We start from the raw sequence: 16,057 nt of genomic DNA, 5'->3' as shown, positions 1-16,057 counted from the left end.
ATTATAGCGAAGACTGCGTCTGGCGGACACCTCGCTGTCAGCTTGCCGGTCTTTCGTGCAACGGCGGTTCTATGCCAAACTCAGCGCCTTTCGGGCTTGCCTAACAGGATTTATGCTCCCCTTGTCACCGAGTTTGCTGACCACCCTCGCCGCCGCCCTTCTCTATGCCGCTGCGACTCTCTATCAGGGCACCCGCCTGGCCACTGGCGCCAAGGCCAACAAGCGCCTGCTGGTCTCGCTCGGCGTCCTCGCCGTGCTGGCCCACAGCGCCAGCCTGCTCACCCATTTATTGACGCCGATCGGTCTGGGCCTGGATTTCTTCAGCGCTTCCAGCCTGATTGCGGCGGCCGTCATTGCCCTGACCCTGCTGGCCTGCTCGCGGATCCCGGTGGAAAACCTGCTGGTGCTGCTGTTCCCGCTGGGTGCAATCACGGTGCTGCTGGCGCAATTCGCGCCGACCGGCACGGTGCAGGTCATCGATGAAGAACCGGGCATTCTCGCGCACATTCTGCTGTCGATCCTCGCCTATGGCATGTTCACCATTGCGGTGTTTCAGGCCTTGTTGCTGCTGGTGCAGGATCACCAGCTCAAGCACAAGCACCCGTCCGGGCTGATCAAGAATTTCCCGCCGCTGCAGACCATGGAAAGCCTGTTGTTCGGCTTCCTCTGGGCCGGCTGGACGCTGCTGTCGCTGTCGCTGATTTCCGGCTGGCTGTTCGTCGAGAACCTGTTTGCCCAGCACCTGGTGCATAAAACCCTGCTGGCCTGCCTGGCCTGGATCGTGTTCAGCGTCCTGCTGTGGGGCCGTAACCGGCTCGGCTGGCGCGGGCACAAGGCAATCCGCTGGACCCTCGCCGGTTTCTGCCTGCTGATGCTCGCGTATTTCGGCAGCAAACTGGTTCGTGAATACATCCTGCACATCTGACGGGCGGCATAAATGGACGGTTTGCCCATAGGGCCGATGCTCGCGGTATTTGTTCTGCTGATTCTCTGGTCGGGGCTGTTTACCGCCGTCGAAGCGGCGCAACAGCACCTGCTCGCGCAACGCACCGCCTCCCGCGCCAGCGACAAGCCGCTGGCAAAGCTCAGTTTCCCGCTCGAAAGCCTGATCCTCTGCAATACTCTGTGCCGCGCCCTCGCCGTCATTCTGGCCACGCTGCTGGCAATCTTTCTCTGCGAAGAAAACGGCCCCTGGGCGGCTTGCCTCGGTGCCGGCGCCCTGCTGCTTGTCTTTGCCGACTATTTCCCCCGCGCCCTCGCCCAGCGTTATCCGGATGCGGTGTTGGCGTTCGGCAATACGCTGCTGGCGGTCCCGCTGAAGGTGGTTTACCCGCTTGCCTGGTTGCTCAGCCGCATCAGTGCTTTGCTGATGCGCCCGTTCATTCGCAAGGCCCAGGTGGTGCAACAGAGCGAAGATGATGTGCCGACGGAGCGTCATGACGACCCGGATCATCCGGTGCGCCCACACCCGGTTTCAGGCATCCATGCGCTGGATAACATCACGGTCAACGACATTCTGGTGCCGCGCAGCGATGTCGACGGCATCAACCTCGACGATCCGATCGAAGAAATCATCGAGCAATTGCGCAAGAACCGGCGCACTCGCCTGCCGGTCTTCCACAGCGATATCAATCAGGTCGAAGCGGTGCTCAACACCCGGCAGATCCGTCACCTGCTGGACAATGGCAGCCTGACCCGCGAAGCGTTGCTGGCGGCCAGTTACGAGCCGTATTTCGTCCCTGAAAGCACCCCGCTGCAACTGCAACTGCTGAACTTCCACAAGCAGCAGCGGCGTCTGGGCATGGTGGTGGACGAGTACGGCGAAGTCCTCGGCATCGTCACCCTGGAAGACATTCTCGAAGAGATCGTCGGCGAATTCGAAAGCGAGCACAGCCTCGACAATCCGCACATCCACCCACAGGCCGATGGTCGCATGGTGATCGATGGCGCGGCGTCGATTCGCGAACTGAACAAATGCCTGGGCTGGCACCTGCCCAGCGACGGCCCCCGGACGCTCAATGGCCTGGTAACCGAAGCGCTGGAAACCATCCCGGAAAGCGCGGTCTGCCTGAAGATCGGCCGCTACCGGCTGGAGATTCTCGAAACCGAGGAGAACCGGGTGAGCAAAGTCCTGATCTGGCACACCACTTCGGCCCCGGCGCTGGCCACGGCGCGCTAGGCAGCCTCTTGTTCAATCGTTAGCCACCTTCCTATAATCGCGGGGCTTACCCAAGCCCCGCCGAACCGCGTGCTTACCCCGCACCCGACAAATTCCGGCCGGTTCATCGGCAATATCCGCATCACACCGACGACTGTTCCTACCTGAAGCAGCGATCGCGCCTCATCCCACATCCCTGGGTGTTCGACCATAATAATTCGCTCCAACGGAGCTCATGACTGTCAGGGATCACCGCATGACGACCAGTACCGCTTACAGCGACACCACGCCTGCCCAACCGACCAACTCCGCCACCCGCGTGGCCACGGCGAGCTTCATCGGCACGGCCATCGAGTTCTACGATTTCTACGTCTACGCCACCGCCGCTGCGCTGGTGATCGGGCCGGTGTTTTTCCCGCAGACTTCCGGCACGGCGCAGATGCTCTCGGCATTCCTGACCTTCGGCATCGCCTTCCTCGCCCGACCTTTGGGTTCGGCGCTGTTCGGCCACTTCGGTGACCGGATCGGGCGCAAATCGACCTTGGTGGCTTCGCTGCTGCTGATGGGTGTCTGCACCACGCTGATCGGCGTGCTGCCGGGTTACGACAGCATCGGGGCCTGGGCGCCGATCCTGCTTTGCGTGCTGCGCTTCGGCCAGGGCCTGGGATTGGGTGGCGAATGGGGCGGCGCGGCGCTGCTGGCCACCGAAAACGCCCCGAAAGGTAAACGGGCGTGGTTCGGCATGTTCCCGCAGCTCGGCCCTTCGATTGGCTTTCTGGCCGCCAATGGTCTGTTCCTGTCCTTGGCCATGACGCTCAATGACGAACAGTTCCGCAGCTGGGGCTGGCGGATTCCGTTCCTGCTCAGCGCCGTGCTGGTGATGGTCGGGCTGTACGTGCGCCTCAAACTCCACGAAACCCCGGTGTTCGCCAATGCCATCGCCCGTCAGGAGCGAGTGAAAGTTCCGCTGGTCGAGCTGTTCAGCCAATACTGGGCACCGACGCTGCTGGGCGCCGCCGCCATGGTGGTCTGCTACGCACTGTTCTACATCTCGACGGTGTTTTCCCTGAGCTACGGCGTATCCACATTGGGTTACAGCCGCGAGACATTCCTCGGGCTGCTGTGCTTTGCGGTGCTGTTCATGGCGGCTGCCACGCCTTTGTCGGCGTGGGCAAGTGACCGTTACGGGCGCAAGCCGGTGCTGATCGTCGGCGGTGTGTTGGCAATTCTCTCCGGGTTTCTGATGGAGCCGCTGCTGACTCAGGGATCGACCTGGGGCGTGGCGCTGTTCCTGTGCATCGAGCTGTTTCTGATGGGGGTGACATTCGCCCCGATGGGTGCGCTGCTGCCGGAACTGTTTCCGACGCATGTCCGGTATACCGGTGCATCGGCAGCCTACAACCTCGGCGGCATTGTCGGAGCCTCCGCGGCGCCGTTCTTCGCGCAGAAACTGGTGGCGATGGGTGGTTTGAGTTACGTCGGCGGGTATGTGTCTGCGGCCGCGGTGCTCAGCTTGATCGCTGTGCTGTGCCTGAAGGAAACGCGTAATAACGATTTGAATCAGGTGTCGTAAATGCCCTGATCGCTCCCGCCCGATGCGGGAGCGATCAGGTTGCGAGATTACAGCTCTACAACGACCGCCTGAGAAGCACGGGTCGCCTTGGCGCGAGCGGCTTCAATCGACTCGTCACGGGCCAGTGCAACACCCATGCGACGCTGACCATTGACTTCAGGCTTGCCGAACAGACGTAGCGCGGTATCCGGTTCGCTCAGTGCAGCACCGAGGTTCGCGAATGCGGTCTGGGTCGACTGGCCTTCCACCAGAATCACCGCCGAAGCCGATGGGCCGAACTGACGGATCAGTGGCACCGGCAAGCCGAGGATCGCCCGGGCGTGCAGGGCGAACTGCGACAGGTCCTGGGAAATCAGGGTTACCAGACCGGTGTCATGCGGACGCGGCGACACTTCGCTGAACCACACCTGATCGCCTTTGATGAACAGCTCGACGCCGAACAGGCCACGCCCCCCCAACGCTTCGGTCACGGCTTTGGCAACGCGCTCGGATTCAGCCAGCGCCACCGGGCTCATGGCCTGTGGCTGCCAGGATTCCTGATAGTCGCCCTTCTCCTGACGGTGGCCGACCGGCGCACAGAACGTCGTGCCGCCGACATGACGCACGGTCAGCAGAGTGATTTCGTAGTCGAAATCGATGAAGCCTTCGATGATCACGCGACCTTTGCCGGCGCGACCGCCCTCTTGGGCGTAATCCCAGGCTTTCTGCACGTCATCGGCGCTGCGCAGCAGGCTCTGGCCCTTGCCCGACGAACTCATCACCGGTTTTACGACGCATGGGAAACCCAGGTCCTGAACGGCCTTGCTGTAATCCTCGAAGGTGTCGGCGAAGTGGTACGGCGAAGTCGGCAGGTCCAGCTCTTCGGCGGCCAGGCGACGGATACCTTCGCGGTTCATGGTCAGTTGCGCGGCGCGAGCGGTCGGGATCACGGTGAAGCCTTCGGCTTCCAGTTCGACCAGAGTCGCGGTGGCGATGGCTTCGATTTCCGGCACGATGAAGTGCGGCTTCTCGGCTTCGATCACTGCACGCAGGGCGGCGCCGTCGAGCATGTTGATCACGTGGCTGCGATGGGCAACCTGCATGGCCGGCGCATTGGCGTAACGGTCAACGGCGATCACTTCAACGCCCAAGCGTTGCAGCTCGATCACCACTTCTTTGCCCAACTCACCACAGCCACACAGCAATACGCGGGTCGCGGTCGGCGACAATGGAGTTCCGATACGGGTCATCTCAGGTCCTCAAAGAAGCGGATCATCGAGGAAAGCAACGCCAGACGCGCTTTCCATGGGGAGAAAGCGCGGCATTTTACATGAACCTGAGGGTTTGGCTTCAGCCGGCGACAGCCTGTTTGCGTTCGCGCCAGGCCATGATCAGCCAGACCGCAGTCACACCGGCGAACTTCGAGGCCAGCGCGGTGATGAGCACCGGCGGCGTCAGCAGGTCGATCATGCCGAAGAAGATGAAGGTATCGAGGGGAATGCTCAGCGCCGAACTGATCCACAAGCGGTCGCGCAACGGGCGCTTGGTGATGGTGAACACCAGCCAGTCGATGCACTCGGAGACCGCGAATGCCGTGGCGCTGGCCAGTGCAATCGACGGATCGGACGTGACATAGGACAGCACCAGCGCCGCCAGCATCGCCACAATCGCGCCGTGGCCGAAGCGGATCTGCACCATGTCGCGCAGCACGAACACCAGCCCGCCCCAGGCCGACCAGATGATGTCCAGGTGCGGCGCGGTGGAGAAGGCGAAGTTGATCAGCACGACGCTGCTGATGTAGGCGATGAGGAAAATCATGGGCGTGACCTGTCAATTTGGCGCACAGGTTACTGGACCCGAAGATCAAGAGCCACCCCTCACCCCAACCCTCTCCCCCAAGGGGGCGAGGGGGAAAGGGAGCAGATCGGGGGCTTTTCAAATCTTGAGTTCGACTCGATGGCTCAGGTCGGCGTATAGCGAAAGACACCTCGGTCAGTCCCCTCTCCCTCTGGGGGAGGGTTAGGGTGAGGGCACTCTCAGAATGATCACGATTTTGGCGGCAACATCCAGACCAGCCCACTGGCCTTCGCCCGCTCATGACAGAGCCCGAGGACAACCCGGCGTTCATCATTCGTCATCCGGCTCCAGCGAGTGATCTCCTCGACCGTACGCTGGCAACCGGTGCAAATGTCGTCTTCGTCCAGCGCGCAAATGCTCACGCACGGCGAGGCGACAGGTCTTTCCGGGGTTGTCATTCTTCCTGCTCGACCAGATCGCGCGCATAGCGCTGGGAGTTATGCACATAGTGCGCGGCACTGGCTTCGAGCATCTTCTTCTGCGGCTCGGTGAGTTCGCGCACGACCTTGCCCGGCGAGCCCATCACCAGCGAACCGTCAGGAATTTCCTTGCCTTCGCCGATCAGCGAATTGGCGCCGATGATGCAGTTCTTGCCGATTTTCGCGCCGTTGAGGATGACGGCGTTGATGCCGATCAGGCTGTAGTCGCCGACCGTGCAGCCGTGGAGCATGGCGTTGTGGCCAATGGTCACGCCGGTGCCGATGGTCAACGGATAGCCCATGTCGGTGTGCATCACCGTGCCGTCCTGCACGTTGCTGTTCTTGCCGATCAGGATCAGTTCGTTGTCGCCGCGCAACACGGCGTTGAACCAGACGTTGGCGCCCTCTTCCAGTTTGACCTTGCCCACCAGCACGGCATTGGGGGCGACCCAGCTCTGCGGATGGGTTTCGACACGGGCGTCGCCCAGGCGGTATTTCATCTTGTTTTCCTCAGGGCTCACGATGGCTGGCCATTCGAGCGATGGCTTCAGGTATTGATGAAGCTTTTAGGCGGCTGATGCAGGCTGATTTTGGCGTCATAGAGCAGGTTGATCAACTCGACGATCATGATCGCCGTCAGCCCCCAGATCTTGTATTCGCCGTAACGGTAGCTCGGCACGTACCAACTGCGACCCTGATAGTCGATGCGATGGGTGTGTTCGCGCGGATCCTTGCGGAAGAACTCCAGCGGCACGCTGAACACCGCAGCAATCTCGGCATCATTGGCCTGGTATTCGACAAAATCGGGAATCACCCCGACATACGGCGTGACCTTGATGCCATGCAGGGAAATCAGCGGACTGAGCGGACCGATCACTTCGACCAGTCCTGGCGGCAGGCCGATTTCCTCTTCGGCTTCACGCAGCGCGGTAAACACCAGGTCCGGGTCTTCGGGATCGCGTCGTCCTCCGGGGAAGGCGACTTCGCCGCCGTGGGTCGAGAGCCCGCTGGCGCGCAGGGTGAGGACTAGTTCGGGTTCGTCACTGCGAGTAATCGGCACCAGGACAGCGGCCTCGGGGAAACGCGTGTCGGTCTCCAGCGTGCGCGGCGTGTGATTGCTTACCCGGTGCAGTAGCTCGTCCAGCATAAGTGTTCTCGATCGGTGCCTTACCCTGCATCATGCACCAATCATTGCGACCGCCCAAGCCCCGAACGGCGGTCATGTCGCGAAACGACAACTTGCCGACTGACACCGCTGCACGCCAAGATAGGCGCAGCATTCAGGAACCCCAGCATGAAATTTTGCAGCCAGTGCGGCAACCCGGTGACCCAGCGCATTCCCGAAGGCGACTCGCGGCTGCGATTCGTCTGCGACAGCTGTCAGACGATTCACTACCAGAACCCCAATATCGTGGCCGGTTGCGTGCCGACCTGGGGCACCAAAGTCCTGCTGTGCCGCCGCGCCATCGAGCCACGCCTCGGTTACTGGACGCTGCCCGCCGGGTTCATGGAGAACGGCGAGACCATCGAACAGGCCGCCATTCGCGAAACCGCCGAGGAAGCCTGCGCCCGGGTGCGCAACCTGAGCATCTACACCCTGATCGACGTGCCACATATCAGTCAGGTGCATGTGTTTTTCCGCGCCGAGCTGGCGGATCTGGACTTCGCCGCCGGCCCCGAAAGCCTGGAAGTGCAACTGTTCGACGAGGAAGACATTCCGTGGGACGAGCTGGCTTTCCGTACGGTGGGCCGTACTTTGGAATGTTTCTTCGCTGACCGGCGCGTCGAGGTCTATCCGGTTCGCTCCGAATCGATTCCGCCGCTCGCCCAACCGGCCATCACTTGATTTCGACGGCGGCCGGCCGATAACCGGCTAACGCAGCCCGCGACAGCGCCTGCACACTATCTATAAATAAAGTATCTGCTTCATTTCTGGGGAATCGTTTCAATGCGCTGGTTGCTTGCCCTGTTCTGCCTGTCGTTCGTCACCGTCTCCCAAGCGTCATTCGTGACCACCGTGACGCCTTCGAACACCCCGCTCATCGAAAAAGTACTGGTGCTCAAATCGGCCCATCAGCTGCAGTTGATTGCCGACGGCAAGCCACTCAAGAGCTATCGCATTTCCTTGGGCAAGGGCGCGAAAAAAGGCCCGAAACTGATTGAGGGCGACAAGCGCACACCGGAAGGTTTCTATTGGATCGACTGGCGCAAGACCAGCGACAAATTCAACCTGTCGATGCACATCTCTTACCCGAACATCAGCGACTCCGCCCGCGCCCGCCGCGAAGGCGTCGAGCCTGGCGGCATGATCATGATCCACGGCACGCCGGACTCCGAAGACAACCCGGAACAACTGTTCCATACCCTGGACTGGACCGATGGCTGCATCGCCATGCGCAACGTCGACATGCGCGAAGTCTGGAACCTGGTGCCGGACGGCACGATGATCGAAATCCGCCCCTGATTCCGTAACCAGGCAGTTGTTGCAATGGGCCGCGAAGCGGCCCTTTCTCCTGACCATTGGTCGCCCGTAAAAAATAAATTCAAAAGATCGCAGCCTGCGGCAACGTCTGAACGGTGATACCACTTTCACCCGCCAGAACTGCCGCAGACGGCGATCTTTTGCTTTCCATAGCCCACCGCTAATACCACTTGAAGCCACCCGCCCTGAAACACCCGATTCCAAAGGACTACAGGCCTTTCCGCTGCGTTGACATGGTATGCAAGTGGTATTAGTTTTCGCCGAAACAGCGAGCGACAACAAACCAATATCAGCTCCGGAAGTGCCTTGCATGAACGACCTCCACGCCCTGCGCCCTGACGACTCCCAGCCGACGCCGCTGTACCTGCAACTGGCGCGCAACCTGGAAGCGGCGATCCATGCCGGCCAGTGGAAAGCCGAACAGGCGATGCCTTCGGAGCGCAATCTCAGCGAAATGCTGGGGATTTCCCGGGTCACCGCCCGCAAGGCGCTGGAAGTCCTGCTCGATCAAGGTCTGATCCGCCGCCTGCAAGGTTCCGGCACCTTCATCACTCCACGCCTCGAACAACCGCTGTCGCGTCTGTCGGGTTTCAGCGAAATGCTGCGCCTCAAGGGCTTCGTGCCCAGCTCGCAATGGCTCGAGCGGGAAATCACCCTGCCCACCCACGAAGAACTGATCCGCCTCGGCCTGTCGCCGAACGACAAGGTCGCGCGCATGAAACGCCTGCGCAAAGCCGACGACACCGTGATGGCCATCGAGATGAGCACCCTGCCCGCCTCGATCATGCCCAAGCCACAGGTGGTGGGCGACTCCCTCTACGAATACCTCGACAGCATCGGCAAACCGATCGTGCGCGCCTTGCAGCACATCCAGGCGATCAACGCCTCGGACGAGTTCGCCGCACTCGTCGGCATCGCCCCCGACACCGCGATGCTGCTGATGACCCGGGTCGGCTACCTGGAAGACAACACGCCGATCGAAGTCACCGACACCTATTGCCGCAACGACTACTACGACTTTGTTGCAGAGCTTCGCCGCTGATCAGCAGCCAGGCCAAACGAGAGAAGCGAAATGTCTGAAGACAACATCCTCACCGCTGACGGCTGGATTCGCGGCCGGCTGATCCACGAACACGGCAGAGTCGTGTCGATCGAAGGCGTGCCTTGCGATCCGGCGAACAACGACCTGCCTTATCTGCTGCCGGGTTTCATCGACCTGCACGTTCACGGCGGTGGCGGCAAGGACATCATGGAAGGTGCCAGCGCTTTCGAAACCATCACCAAGACCCACGTGCGCTTTGGCACCACCTCGCTGCTGGCCACCACCATGACCGCGCCGAGTGCCGAGATTGCCAGCGTGCTCAAGGAGGTCGGCGAGTTCTGCGAGCAGCGTCCAAAAGGTGCCGCCCGAGTGCTCGGCGTGCACCTCGAAGGCCCGTACATCAATCCTGGCAAACTCGGCGCCCAGCCGAACTTTGCCCACACCGCGTTGATGGCCGAAGTCGAAGACTATCTGGCACTGGCGCCGATCCGGGTGATCACCATCGCGCCGGAAATCGCCGGCCATGACGGCTTGATTCGTGAACTCAGCAGCCGTGGCATCCGCATGCAGATCGGCCACACCCTCGGCAGTTACGAGGAAGGCGTCGCCGCCCTCGAAGCCGGCGCCACCAGTTTCACCCACTTGTACAACGCCATGAGCCCGCTGCATCACCGCGAGCCGGGCATCGTCGGCGCGGCGCTGGCCCATGCCAAATTCGCCGAACTGATTCCGGACTTGCTGCACGTGCATCCCGGCGCAATCCGCGTGGCTCTGCGCTCGATTCCGTGCCTGTATTGCGTCACCGATTCGACCGCTGCCGCCGGCATGCCCGATGGCGAGTACAAGCTCGGCAGCCACACCGTCACCAAATGCCTGGGCGGCGTGCGCCTGCCCGACGGCACCCTGGCCGGCAGCACCCTGACCATGGATCAGGCCCTGCGCAATCTGGTGAAGATCGGCCTGCCGATCGCCGAGGCCTCGCAACGTCTTTCGCAATTTCCCGCCGACTACCTCGGCATCACCGAACGCGGGCGCCTTGCACCTGGCGCCTGGGCCGACTGCGTGCGGCTGGATCGCTCACTCACACTGACCGCCGTCATGGTCGAAGGAGAAGACATTGACTTCAAAAATGCTTGAGGAGGCGCTGTCCTCGTTCGAGGCCGTGCAAGCCCAACTGCAACAGCTCGACCCGCCAATGATAGAGATTGCCGGGCGCCTGCGCCGTCAGCCGCCGCAAGTGGCGATGACCGTTGCCCGTGGCAGCTCCGACCATGCGGCAAGCTACTTCGCCTACCTGACCATGCAGCAACTCGGCGTTCCGGTAGCGTCGTTGCCGATGTCGGTGGTGACCATGCAACAGGCGCCGTTGAAGGTCAGCGGTCAGGTTGCGTTCGCCTTCTCGCAGTCAGGCCAGAGCCCGGATCTGGTCAACAGCCTGCGTCTGCTGCGCAAACGTGGCGCCCTGAGCGTGTCGATGGTCAACGCCGCCGATTCGCCGCTGGAAGCCGCGTGTGAATTCAGCCTGCCGTTGCTGGCCGGCACCGAAAGCAGCGTCGCCGCGACCAAGAGTTTCATCGCCACCCTCAGCGCCAGCGCCCGTCTGATCGCGCACTGGAAAGAAGACAGCGAATTGCTGGAAGCGCACAACGCTCTGCCCGAAGGCCTGCGCGAAGCCGCGCAACAGGACTGGAGCCTGGCCATCGACGCCCTGCGCGATTGCGAGCGGTTGATGGTGATCGGCCGTGGCGCCGGTTTCGCCATTGCCCAGGAAGCCGCGCTGAAATTCAAGGAAACCTCGGCGATCCAGGCCGAAGCCTTCAGCAGCGCCGAAGTCCGCCACGGCCCGATGGCCCTGATCGACGAACATTACCCGCTACTGGTATTCGCCCCGCGCGGCGCCGAACAGGCCGGCCTGCTGAGCCTCGCAGCCGAGATGCGCCAACGCGGCGCCCGCGTTCTGCTGGCTGCGCCGGATGACGTGAGCGAGCGCGACCTGACCCTGAGCCGTGCCGAGCACCCGGCCCTCGATCCGATCCTGGCGATCCAGAGTTTCTACGTGATGGCAGCCGGTCTGGCCGTGGCCCGTGGCATGGACCCGGATCAGCCGCGACACCTGAGCAAAGTCACCCGTACGCACTGAGTCCGAACCGAACGTTTTCCTGATGAGACCGAGCCATGCACAACAACAATAAAGAGCTGACTTTAAGCGCCCCGCTCAGCGGCCCGGTGCTCACGCTCGCCAAAGTCCCGGACGCGGTGTTCGCCAGCGGCGCAATGGGCGACGGCATTGCCATCGATCCGCTGAACGACACCCTGTATTCGCCCTGCGCCGGCGTGGTGATTCACGTCGCCCGCACCGGCCATGCACTGACCGTGCGCGCCGACAACGGCGCCGAGCTGTTGCTGCACCTTGGTCTGGACACGGTGGAGTTGCAGGGCGAAGGCTTCTCGATGCTGGTCAAGGAAGGCGCGCGGGTCAGCAATGGCCAGCCGCTGCTGCGCTATGACCTGGACAAGGTCGGCCGCCAGTGCAAAAGCCTGGTCAGCCTGCTGATCCTGACCAACAGCCAGGATTTCCAGGCGCGCCCCATCACCCTGAAAACGGTGAAGGTGGGTGAACCGCTGCTGCACATCGTCGCTCGTCACAGCGCAGCGGCGAACACAGAAGAACTCGGCGGCCCGCAAGTTCACGGTCACGTGCAGGTCGCCCATCGCGGCGGTCTGCATGCACGCCCGGCGGCGTTGATCCGCCAGACCGCGCAAGGTTTCAAAAGCCATTCGCAGGTGCATTTCGCCGGCAAGTCGGCGCCGTGCAACAGCCTCATCGGTTTGATGGGCCTGGCGATTGGCGAACAGGACGAAGTGCAGGTCAGTTGCCAGGGCCCGGACGCACAGGCTGCGTTGCAAGCCTTGCTCACCGCACTGGCCACCGCCCTGCCGGAGGATCATCACGCCGCCGCACCGGTTGCCGCCACCCCACGTAATCGCCCGGCCGAGGCTGGCGTGTTGCACGGTGTTTGCGCCGCACCGGGTCTGGTCGGCGGACCGCTGTTTCGTTTGAACGCGATCAGCCTGCCAGCGGACAGTGGCAATCATCAGCCCGAGCAACAATTGCAGATCCTCGACACGGCGCTGAATCAGGTCCGCAGCGAAATCGACGGCACCCTCGCACAAGCAAAAAAACACCGCAATGCCGACGAAGAAGCAATCTTCGCCGCGCACCTGGCCTTGCTGGAAGACCCGGCCCTGCTCGACGCCGCCCGGCAATCGATCGAAATCGGCACGGCGGCGACTCACGCCTGGAGCCGGTCCATCGACGCGCAATGCGAAGTGCTGCAAAACACTGGCAGCCCGCTGCTGGCCGAACGCGCCAACGATCTGCGCGACCTCAAGCAACGGGTGCTGCGCGCCCTGCTCGGTGAGGCCTGGCATTACGACGTGCCGGCCGGCGCCATCGTCGCCGCTCACGAACTGACGCCGTCGGACCTGCTGCAACTGAGCGCACAAGGTGTCGCCGGTTTGTGCATGGCCGAAGGGGGCGCAACGTCCCACGTGGCGATTCTGGCCCGGGGCAAAGGCCTGCCGTGCATGGTCGCACTGGGCTCGGCGCTGCTCGATCAGACGCAAGGCCAATCGGTGGTTCTCGACGCCGACGGCGGGCGCCTCGAACTGACGCCGAATGCCGAACGTCTGGCCGAAGTCCGCCAGGCGCAAATCGACCGCCAACAACGGCGCGACGCCCAGCAAGCTCAGGCCCATCTGCCGGCGGAAACCCGCAACGGCGTGGCTATCGAAGTGGTCGCCAACGTCGCCTCCAGCCACGAAGCGGCGGATGCGTTTGCCAACGGCGCCGACGGCGTCGGCCTGTTGCGCACCGAGTTCCTGTTCGTCGATCGCCACACCGCGCCGGACGTCGAAGAACAGCGCACCGCCTACCAAGCGGTGATCGATGCCATGGGCGACAAGTCAGTGATCATCCGCACCATCGACGTCGGCGGCGACAAACAACTCGACTACCTGCCGCTGCCCGTGGAAGCCAACCCGGTACTCGGCCTGCGCGGCATTCGCCTGGCCCAGGCCCGCCCGGAAATCCTCGATCAGCAACTGCGCGCACTGCTGCAAGTCAGCCCGTTGCAGCGTTGCCGGATCCTGCTGCCGATGGTCACCGAAGTCGACGAACTGCTGCACATCCGCCAACGGGTCGATGCGCTGTGCCTGGAACTGGGCATCAATCAACGTCCGGAAATCGGCGTGATGATCGAAGTCCCGGCCGCCGCATTGCAGGCCGAGCAACTGGCCGAACACGCCGACTTTCTGTCCATTGGCACCAACGACCTGTCGCAATACACGCTGGCAATGGACCGCGACCACGCCGGCCTCGCCGCACGGGTCGATGCCTTGCACCCGGCGCTGCTGCGCCTGATCGCCATGACCTGCGAAGGCGCGGCGGTGCATAAACGCTGGGTCGGCGTGTGCGGCGCCCTGGCTTCCGATCCGCTGGCGACGCCGGTGTTGATCGGCCTGGGCGTGAGCGAACTGTCGGTGAGCCCGGTACAGATCGGCGAAATCAAGGACCGCGTGCGCCAGCTGCACGAAGCCGAATGCCAACGCCTCGCCCGGGACTTGCTCAAGCTGAGCAGCGCCGCCGCGGTGCGTCATGCCTGTCATCAACATTGGCCTCTGCGCTAACAAAAACAACAAGGACAAACGCCATGTACCAACTCTTCATCGAAGGCCTGCAACGCCTCGGCCGCGCGCTGATGCTGCCGATCGCGATCCTGCCGATCGCCGGCCTGCTGCTGCGCCTGGGCGACACCGACCTGCTGAACATCGCGATCATCCACGACGCCGGCCAGGTGATCTTCGCCAACCTGGCAATGATCTTCGCCATCGGCATCGCGGTCGGCTTCGCCCGGGACAACAACGGCACCGCCGGCCTCGCCGGGGTGATCGGCTACCTGGTGATGATTTCCACCCTCAAGGTGCTCGATGCGAGCATCAACATGGGCATGCTCGCCGGGATCGTCAGCGGCCTGATGGCCGGCGCGCTGTACAACCGCTTCAAAGACATCAAGCTGCCGGAGTACCTGGCATTCTTCGGCGGCCGCCGCTTCGTGCCCATCGTCACCGGTTTCAGCGCGGTCGGCCTGGGCGTGCTGTTCGGCTACATCTGGCCGCCGATCCAGCACGGCATCAACAGCTTCGGCACCCTGCTGATGGAAAGCGGCAGCTTTGGCGCGTTCGTCTTCGGCGTGTTCAACCGCCTGCTGATCGTCACCGGCCTGCACCACATCCTCAACAACATGGCGTGGTTCGTGTTCGGCAACTTCACCGATCCAACCACCGGCGCACTGGTCACCGGCGATCTGTCCCGCTACTTCGCCGGCGACCCGAAAGGCGGCCAGTTCATGACCGGTATGTTCCCGGTCATGATCTTCGGCCTCCCCGCCGCCTGCCTGGCGATGTACCGCAACGCCCTGCCGGAGCGACGCAAAGTCATGGGCGGGATCTTCCTGTCGATGGCCCTGACCGCGTTCCTCACCGGCGTCACCGAACCCATCGAATTCGCCTTCATGTTCCTCGCACCGCTGCTGTTCCTGCTGCATGCGCTGCTGACCGGATTGTCGATGGCAATCACCAACGCCTTGAACATCCACCTGGGCTTCACCTTCTCCGGCGGTTTCATCGACATGGTGCTGGGTTGGGGACGCTCGACCAACGGCTGGCTGGTGGTACCGGTAGGACTGGTTTATGCGGTCATCTACTACGCGGTGTTCGATTTCTGCATCCGCCGCTTCAACCTGAAAACCCCGGGACGCGAAGACGTCGCCACCGCCGACAAAGCGGTCCTGACCGAAAACGAACGCGCAAGCGCTTACATCAAGGCACTCGGCGGCGCGGAAAATCTGGTCACCGTCGGCGCATGCACCACGCGGCTGCGACTGGAAATGGTCGATCGCAACAAAGCCTCCGATGCCGATTTGAAAGCTCTGGGCGCGATGGCCGTGGTACGTCCGGGCAAGGGCGGCAGTTTGCAGGTTGTTGTGGGGCCGATGGCCGACAGCATTGCCGACGAAATCCGCCTGGCGATGCCTGCATTGGGCCGAGCCGTAGTGGCTGCTCCTGTCGCCGTCGTCGAAACCAGTGAGCCCGTTGCGGTAGCCGCACCGCAGGCCCAGCAATGGCTGAGCGCCCTGGGCGGCAGCGACAACGTGCTGCAACTCGACTGCATCGCCATGAGCCGGATTCGCCTGCAACTGGCCGATGGCAAGGTGTTGTCGGAAAGCCGATTGAAAGAGCTGGGCTGTTTGGGTGTCAGCGCGCTGGAAGATGGCGTGTGGCACTTGCTGGTGGGCGAGCGGGCGCAGAGCTTGAGTGCGGCGCTGGAGGGGTTGGTTAATCGTAGTGAGGTGAGTGCGAAGGTTTAGGGCGACCTCTGAATCGATGGTTGGGGGGATTCGATGCATCTTTGTACGGTCGCAGAATTCCCCTCACCCTAACCCTCTCCCGAAGGGAGAGGGGACTGACCGCGTTGTTTGGGAGAGGT

General features: G+C 62.6%; 15 protein-coding genes. 10 read left to right on the top strand and 5 right to left on the bottom strand.

The window, feature by feature from the left end:
• The first annotated feature begins 112 nt into the window (after positions 1–112).
• From ccsA to ABFB52_RS06295, 3 genes are all read left to right on the top strand, one after another.
• On the top strand, positions 113–925 hold the full coding sequence (gene ccsA / locus ABFB52_RS06305; protein WP_007954625.1) for a cytochrome c biogenesis protein CcsA: 813 nt from the start codon (positions 113–115) through the stop codon (positions 923–925).
• Positions 926–937: 12 nt separating this feature from the next.
• Positions 938–2,179, top strand: a complete 1,242-nt coding sequence (locus ABFB52_RS06300; RefSeq protein ID WP_085747020.1) for a transporter associated domain-containing protein — start codon at positions 938–940, stop codon at positions 2,177–2,179.
• 235 nt (positions 2,180–2,414) lie between these two features.
• Entirely contained in the window at positions 2,415–3,731 is a 1,317-nt protein-coding gene (locus tag ABFB52_RS06295; RefSeq protein ID WP_085747019.1) for an MFS transporter, read from the top strand.
• Between the two features lie 47 nt (positions 3,732–3,778).
• On the opposite strand, the gene purT is transcribed toward ABFB52_RS06295, so the two are convergent.
• From purT to ABFB52_RS06270, 5 genes are all read right to left on the bottom strand, one after another.
• The gene (purT, locus tag ABFB52_RS06290; protein WP_039769540.1) at positions 3,779–4,960 is read right to left on the bottom strand and encodes a formate-dependent phosphoribosylglycinamide formyltransferase; all 1,182 of its coding nucleotides are present in this window, start codon (positions 4,958–4,960) and stop codon (positions 3,779–3,781) included.
• Positions 4,961–5,060: 100 nt separating this feature from the next.
• Entirely contained in the window at positions 5,061–5,528 is a 468-nt protein-coding gene (locus ABFB52_RS06285; protein WP_007954619.1) for a preQ0 transporter, read from the bottom strand.
• A gap of 227 nt (positions 5,529–5,755) precedes the next feature.
• Positions 5,756–5,965, bottom strand: coding sequence for a DUF1289 domain-containing protein (locus ABFB52_RS06280; protein ID WP_085747018.1), 210 nt, complete (start codon positions 5,963–5,965; stop codon positions 5,756–5,758).
• Entirely contained in the window at positions 5,962–6,486 is a 525-nt protein-coding gene (locus tag ABFB52_RS06275; RefSeq protein ID WP_007954617.1) for a gamma carbonic anhydrase family protein, read from the bottom strand. Before ABFB52_RS06275 ends, ABFB52_RS06280 begins: the two co-directional genes overlap by 4 nt.
• 47 nt (positions 6,487–6,533) lie before the next feature.
• A complete protein-coding gene (locus tag ABFB52_RS06270) occupies positions 6,534–7,133 on the bottom strand; it encodes a CoA pyrophosphatase (RefSeq protein WP_064382420.1) in 600 nt (199 codons plus the stop codon).
• A 147-nt stretch (positions 7,134–7,280) separates the two neighbouring features.
• On the opposite strand from ABFB52_RS06270, the gene ABFB52_RS06265 reads away from it, so the two are divergent.
• The 7 genes from ABFB52_RS06265 (at position 7,281) to nagE (ending at position 15,938) form a co-directional block, all read left to right on the top strand.
• Positions 7,281–7,832 carry an NUDIX hydrolase gene (locus ABFB52_RS06265; protein WP_129973719.1) on the top strand — a complete coding sequence of 184 codons (552 nt, stop codon included), beginning with the start codon at positions 7,281–7,283 and terminating at the stop codon, positions 7,830–7,832.
• Between the two features lie 102 nt (positions 7,833–7,934).
• Positions 7,935–8,450 carry a L,D-transpeptidase family protein gene (locus ABFB52_RS06260; RefSeq protein ID WP_007954614.1) on the top strand — a complete coding sequence of 172 codons (516 nt, stop codon included), beginning with the start codon at positions 7,935–7,937 and terminating at the stop codon, positions 8,448–8,450.
• Positions 8,451–8,778: 328 nt separating this feature from the next.
• Positions 8,779–9,510: a GntR family transcriptional regulator gene (locus tag ABFB52_RS06255; protein WP_129973718.1), complete on the top strand. Its 732-nt coding sequence runs from the start codon at positions 8,779–8,781 to the stop codon at positions 9,508–9,510.
• A 30-nt stretch (positions 9,511–9,540) separates the two neighbouring features.
• Positions 9,541–10,647: an N-acetylglucosamine-6-phosphate deacetylase gene (gene nagA / locus ABFB52_RS06250; protein WP_129973717.1), complete on the top strand. Its 1,107-nt coding sequence runs from the start codon at positions 9,541–9,543 to the stop codon at positions 10,645–10,647.
• Positions 10,628–11,650: an SIS domain-containing protein gene (locus tag ABFB52_RS06245; protein WP_102686926.1), complete on the top strand. Its 1,023-nt coding sequence runs from the start codon at positions 10,628–10,630 to the stop codon at positions 11,648–11,650. The genes nagA and ABFB52_RS06245 overlap by 20 nt, the downstream gene beginning before the upstream one ends.
• Positions 11,651–11,685: 35 nt before the next feature.
• Complete coding sequence (gene ptsP / locus ABFB52_RS06240) at positions 11,686–14,199, top strand: phosphoenolpyruvate--protein phosphotransferase (protein WP_129973716.1); 2,514 nt, start codon at positions 11,686–11,688, stop codon at positions 14,197–14,199.
• A gap of 23 nt (positions 14,200–14,222) precedes the next feature.
• The gene (gene nagE, locus ABFB52_RS06235; protein WP_129973715.1) at positions 14,223–15,938 is read left to right on the top strand and encodes an N-acetylglucosamine-specific PTS transporter subunit IIBC; all 1,716 of its coding nucleotides are present in this window, start codon (positions 14,223–14,225) and stop codon (positions 15,936–15,938) included.
• The last annotated feature ends 119 nt before the right edge of the window (positions 15,939–16,057 follow it).

It is taken from the genome of Pseudomonas sp. 9.2(2024), assembly GCF_039695385.1.
Taxonomy (GTDB): domain Bacteria; phylum Pseudomonadota; class Gammaproteobacteria; order Pseudomonadales; family Pseudomonadaceae; genus Aquipseudomonas; species Aquipseudomonas paraglycinae.
The sequence above is the reverse complement of the archived record's forward strand: the minus strand, read 5'-3'. Positions and strand labels throughout refer to the sequence as shown.

Excerpts from the sequence above, each read along its gene's own strand:
- ccsA (WP_007954625.1), top strand. The coding sequence starts at position 113 with ATGCTCCCCTTGTCACCGAGTTTGCTGACCACCCTCGCCGCCGCCCTT.
- ABFB52_RS06300 (WP_085747020.1), top strand. The coding sequence starts at position 938 with ATGGACGGTTTGCCCATAGGGCCGATGCTCGCGGTATTTGTTCTGCTG.
- ABFB52_RS06295 (WP_085747019.1), top strand. The coding sequence starts at position 2,415 with ATGACGACCAGTACCGCTTACAGCGACACCACGCCTGCCCAACCGACC.
- purT (WP_039769540.1), bottom strand. The coding sequence starts at position 4,960 with ATGACCCGTATCGGAACTCCATTGTCGCCGACCGCGACCCGCGTATTG.
- ABFB52_RS06285 (WP_007954619.1), bottom strand. The coding sequence starts at position 5,528 with ATGATTTTCCTCATCGCCTACATCAGCAGCGTCGTGCTGATCAACTTC.
- ABFB52_RS06280 (WP_085747018.1), bottom strand. The coding sequence starts at position 5,965 with ATGACAACCCCGGAAAGACCTGTCGCCTCGCCGTGCGTGAGCATTTGC.
- ABFB52_RS06275 (WP_007954617.1), bottom strand. The coding sequence starts at position 6,486 with ATGAAATACCGCCTGGGCGACGCCCGTGTCGAAACCCATCCGCAGAGC.
- ABFB52_RS06270 (WP_064382420.1), bottom strand. The coding sequence starts at position 7,133 with ATGCTGGACGAGCTACTGCACCGGGTAAGCAATCACACGCCGCGCACG.
- ABFB52_RS06265 (WP_129973719.1), top strand. The coding sequence starts at position 7,281 with ATGAAATTTTGCAGCCAGTGCGGCAACCCGGTGACCCAGCGCATTCCC.
- ABFB52_RS06260 (WP_007954614.1), top strand. The coding sequence starts at position 7,935 with ATGCGCTGGTTGCTTGCCCTGTTCTGCCTGTCGTTCGTCACCGTCTCC.
- ABFB52_RS06255 (WP_129973718.1), top strand. The coding sequence starts at position 8,779 with ATGAACGACCTCCACGCCCTGCGCCCTGACGACTCCCAGCCGACGCCG.
- nagA (WP_129973717.1), top strand. The coding sequence starts at position 9,541 with ATGTCTGAAGACAACATCCTCACCGCTGACGGCTGGATTCGCGGCCGG.
- ptsP (WP_129973716.1), top strand. The coding sequence starts at position 11,686 with ATGCACAACAACAATAAAGAGCTGACTTTAAGCGCCCCGCTCAGCGGC.
- nagE (WP_129973715.1), top strand. The coding sequence starts at position 14,223 with ATGTACCAACTCTTCATCGAAGGCCTGCAACGCCTCGGCCGCGCGCTG.